This window comes from Brunnivagina elsteri CCALA 953, assembly GCF_002289455.1.
In the GTDB taxonomy this organism is placed as follows: domain Bacteria; phylum Cyanobacteriota; class Cyanobacteriia; order Cyanobacteriales; family Nostocaceae; genus Brunnivagina; species Brunnivagina elsteri.
In genome coordinates this window covers 1-4,010 of the sequence record NZ_NTFS01000511.1, presented here as the reverse complement: position 1 = coordinate 4,010, position 4,010 = coordinate 1, and the positions used below count along the sequence as shown (strand labels likewise).

Genomic DNA, 4,010 nt, shown 5'->3' with positions numbered 1-4,010 from the left:
TAATTACCCCACCCTAACCCTCCCCTTTACAAGGGGAGGGAACTAGATTTTTATTTTCCCTTCTTTATTTCTTCTATTTCCTTCTGCCCTCTGCCTTCCCTTAATAATCTCAGTTTCTAGGGCGTTTTTAGTATATAATGACAACTCATCTCGCCAACTTGTTGAAGAAGTCAGGAATATCAATAAAATTAACAGGAATGATTTCAACTTCGCGAATTTCGCCATCATTCCCACTATTATTTGCATACATTAATCCCACTTCTAAATAACTATCCGGTTTATAAGGCATTCTTTCTGCCCATTCAATGGCAACAATACCCGGTTTCACCTCCAACCCTTCCCAATAGCTATCTAAATTGAGTTCAGAGACTTCATTCCCTTGCAAACGGTATAAATCGAGATGGTAAAGTGGAATACGACCTTCAGTATATTCATTAATCAAAGTAAAAGTCGGACTAACGATCGCATCATTAATTCCTAATCCTGCACCAATTCCCTGAACAAAAGTAGTTTTTCCCGCACCTAAATCACCTGAGAGTAAAATTACACTCCCAGCAGGCAATAACTCACCGAATTTAAAGCCGAGTGATTGGGTTGCGATCGCATCTGCAAGAACAAGTTTCATTTTTTTGCGTAATAATCAAACCCTTCTACCACTACCCCGATTTGGTAGTTCTACCTCTTCCATATTTGATTTTAAAGTTTTATTATCCCCAACTTCAACCTGTAACTGATGTAAAGCCATCCATGCACGGGCACGAATTGCTACTTCTCCATCCATGTTTGCCATCTGCTCTAACTGCCCAATCGCTGAATTAATTAGGGTACTTTGTCTACTATTAACCGCTACTGCCAGCGCTTCTAAGCCAGTCACAGCAGCATAACGCACTACCCATTCTGAATCTTGGCAAACCTGCATTAATACTTCTAATGCCTGTTGTTGGGAAATTTGCGCTGCTTCTGGGGTTAATTCTTGCCAGCGTACAGTGCCTAAACCCCTCGCTGCTGCCCTACGTACACTGAGGGCAAAGTCGTTTTTAGCCGCATCCAGCAAGGTATCGATTCCGCGAGGATCACCAATTCCAGCCAATGCCCGTACTGCCCAAGCTCTTGCTCCATAATTAAAATTATCAATTAGTTCTAATAACGGTTGAACTGCTGGTTCACCAATCTGTATCAATCCATCAACCGCAGCTACCGCAGCACCAGGATTGTTATATCCCAAAGCTGCTACTAAGGTTGGTACAGTTTCTTCTAAACCAACTGCGGCTAAATTTTGTACAGCTTCAAGTAATTTGATCGACGAATCAGCTTCCTCGACAGCACGAATCAATTGTTGGGCAACACTATTATTAGTCATAATTTTTTTTGTGAGGAGCTATAGATGAAGTTAGGAGTTAGGAATTAGGAGTTAGGAGTATTGACTTAATTTTTTTATCTTAATTTTGATTATGAATCAAAGATTCTATTATTGAACTTTAACTTACAACTCATAAATTCCAACTTATAAATCAATACAGTTCAGTTCAGCATTTTTCCTTCTCTTCCTACCCTTCGGGTAGGCACGAAGTGACTTCCAAAGGTAGTCGCTCCGCGTCTAAGGCGTTCTCTGCGTCTTGGCGGTTTAAAATATTGAATTATTAGCCTTAACTGAACCGTATTGACTTATAAATTTCAACTTATGACCTTTAACTCCTAACTAATACAGAATTTCTAATTTTCTAAAGCAACGAATCCATTAATTTCATGACTTTTATAGCATTGTCTGACAAAGCGGGGGTGGGGGGTGTCATCTGCCCTACCTCGTGTTTTAACAATCCTCTCAAGGAAATTATTTTCAAGCTGTTCTCTGCCAGGGTTTGTGCGATCGCATCTGCTGCTGGTAAATAACCGATAGCTCCCAAGTCTCCCAATGCTGCCCGTCGCAACTGTAAATTATCCCCTGCTAATGCTTTTACCAACCTTTCACCGTATATTGCTTCTTGGGTAAGTTGGTACATTGCCCTTGCTGCTGAGTATTGTACTAGTTCGATGGAATGCTGTAAAAATGGTTGAATATACGGTACTGATTCTTTCGCTCCTAAGTTCCCCAGAGCTTCTAAAATTGCGTCATATGGCTGTTTACGCTCACCTTCCTGGGGAATGAGTTCGCCATTGAGTTCTGTTAAAAGTAAAATATTTAACGGTGGAATTGCCCTGACATCACCTAAGGTTCCCAAGGATTCCGCAGCTGCTTCACGCAAATAATAGTCAGTGGATTCTAAGCTTGCAATTAATCCAGGAACCGCACTTGTATCATCTAATTTACCAAGTGCCCGTGCGGCATTACGTCTTAAAGGATAACCCCCTTCAGGGGTTCTATCATCTTCGTCAGTAAGTGCTTCGATCAGTGCTGTTACTGCTTGGGGTTCGTTGACTCGAAATCGACCTAACCACCAAGCTGCATAAAATCGCAACCCTAAATCAGCACCTGCCAAATTTGCGATCGCTTTATCTACTGTCAAAGATTCACCACCAACAGACACATCTGTTGGTGGTAAAGATTCAAAATTTTCTGGACTACTCAAATTCATTAGTAAAAGGATTTTCTCCGTTATCACCCGATTTAGCCTCTGTGTGTAAAGGCTCAATTCCCACTATTTTCCCACCCATACGGGTAATTCGTTGCATTTCTGCATTCATTCGGTTGTAAGGAACGTTGACAAAGGTACTAGCACTGGAACGAAGTTGATAATCTGACTTATCGTTTTCTTCGTTTTGACGCAATCCGATAACTTCATAGCGGAAATAGCGACTAGTAGATGCGGCGTTGTTGGCAATTTGACCTAGCATAGTTTCAATTTAATCTTCGTTAATTATTATTGATTAATTATTTAGTGGTTAGTGATTAATGACTGATAATTGTTGATTAATAATTGGGAGTTTAGAATCAAATCAACTTTCTGCCTAAATTTTAATGGAGAAAGATTTTATCTATCAACTATCAACTATCAACTATTAACTATTAACCATTAACCACTACCCATCAACTAAAGCGGAGTAATACTCGCGATTTTACCACCTTGTTTTTGCACTCTCTGCATGTAAGATGATAGTTGTTCGTAAGGAATTACTACTGCTTGGTTAACTCTTCTCGTGCTGGGATAGCCTGCACCGAATACCTTAGAGGCTTCAACACGGAAAAGTCTACCTGCTTTACCGAAAGTACCTCCACCACCAAAAGCACTGTTGGGGGTAACACCTCTTTGAGGAGCAACGTAGGTAAAACCTTCACCAGTACCTGATGGTGCAACTACGGTAGATGCGCTGTTGCGTCCAAGTTCACCAGCGAGGTGGGAAGTTGTGCCTCTTAGTTGGGCGCGATCGCTATTTGCATAACCGCGATAAAGTTGGAACATGCGGCTAAATCCAACGGTTTTTTGTCCAGTTTGGGTTTTGAATCCGCGATAGTAAGGAACGATATTTTCGCCAAAGTTTTCTTCGTATTCTGAGGAATCAATGTACGAATCAATATCAGCGTCGTAACCTTTTTCTTGATATAAGTCGAGGTGAAAAACTACCTCTGACTCATCGTAAGGTGCCCGTCCTAATAAGTGCTTGTAATTGAGTTCGATAACGCGAGTTTGGAAGCTGTTGTAAAAGAATTTGTTTTTGTAAAGTTCCGATTTTGCAACTTGACCAACGAAATCCCGTACTGTAATTTTACCGTCTCTTAGAAGCGATTCAGCACTAATAAGACGCTCCGACTTCATCAAATAGTCGTTACCCAAAATCTGACGATAAACAGCCGAAATAACTATTGATATTTCTTCTTTTGTTGCACGATTTCGTAGTTCGACTGGAGATGAATTAGCAAAAGCCTCAGTTCCAAGACGTGATGCTGCGGTTGTTATTGCCATGTATTTTGATTCTCCTTAAAAAATAACGAGGAGTTATTAAGTTAAAAGTTAGGAGTTAGGAATTAGGAATTAGGAGTTAAGATTTATTAAGTTAAAACTTGGAAATTAAAA

5 protein-coding genes are annotated in these 4,010 nt (G+C 40.3%); all 5 read right to left on the bottom strand.

What is annotated here, in order from left to right; all coding sequences use genetic code 11:
- Positions 1-145 precede the first annotated feature (145 nt).
- Complete coding sequence (gene tsaE, locus CK510_RS27415) at positions 146-625, bottom strand: tRNA (adenosine(37)-N6)-threonylcarbamoyltransferase complex ATPase subunit type 1 TsaE (protein WP_095724668.1); 480 nt, start codon at positions 623-625, stop codon at positions 146-148.
- Positions 626-640: 15 nt separating this feature from the next.
- On the bottom strand, positions 641-1,360 hold the full coding sequence (gene cpcF / locus CK510_RS27410) for a C-phycocyanin alpha-cysteine-84 phycocyanobilin lyase subunit CpcF (protein ID WP_095724667.1): 720 nt from the start codon (positions 1,358-1,360) through the stop codon (positions 641-643).
- Positions 1,361-1,721: 361 nt separating this feature from the next.
- Complete coding sequence (gene cpcE, locus CK510_RS27405; RefSeq protein ID WP_095724666.1) at positions 1,722-2,573, bottom strand: C-phycocyanin alpha-cysteine-84 phycocyanobilin lyase subunit CpcE; 852 nt, start codon at positions 2,571-2,573, stop codon at positions 1,722-1,724.
- Positions 2,560-2,832, bottom strand: a complete 273-nt coding sequence (gene cpcD, locus CK510_RS27400) for a rod-capping linker protein CpcD (protein ID WP_095724665.1) — start codon at positions 2,830-2,832, stop codon at positions 2,560-2,562. The genes cpcE and cpcD overlap by 14 nt, the downstream gene beginning before the upstream one ends.
- A gap of 197 nt (positions 2,833-3,029) precedes the next feature.
- On the bottom strand, positions 3,030-3,899 hold the full coding sequence (locus CK510_RS27395) for a phycobilisome linker polypeptide (protein ID WP_095724664.1): 870 nt from the start codon (positions 3,897-3,899) through the stop codon (positions 3,030-3,032).
- Positions 3,900-4,010 lie beyond the last annotated feature (111 nt).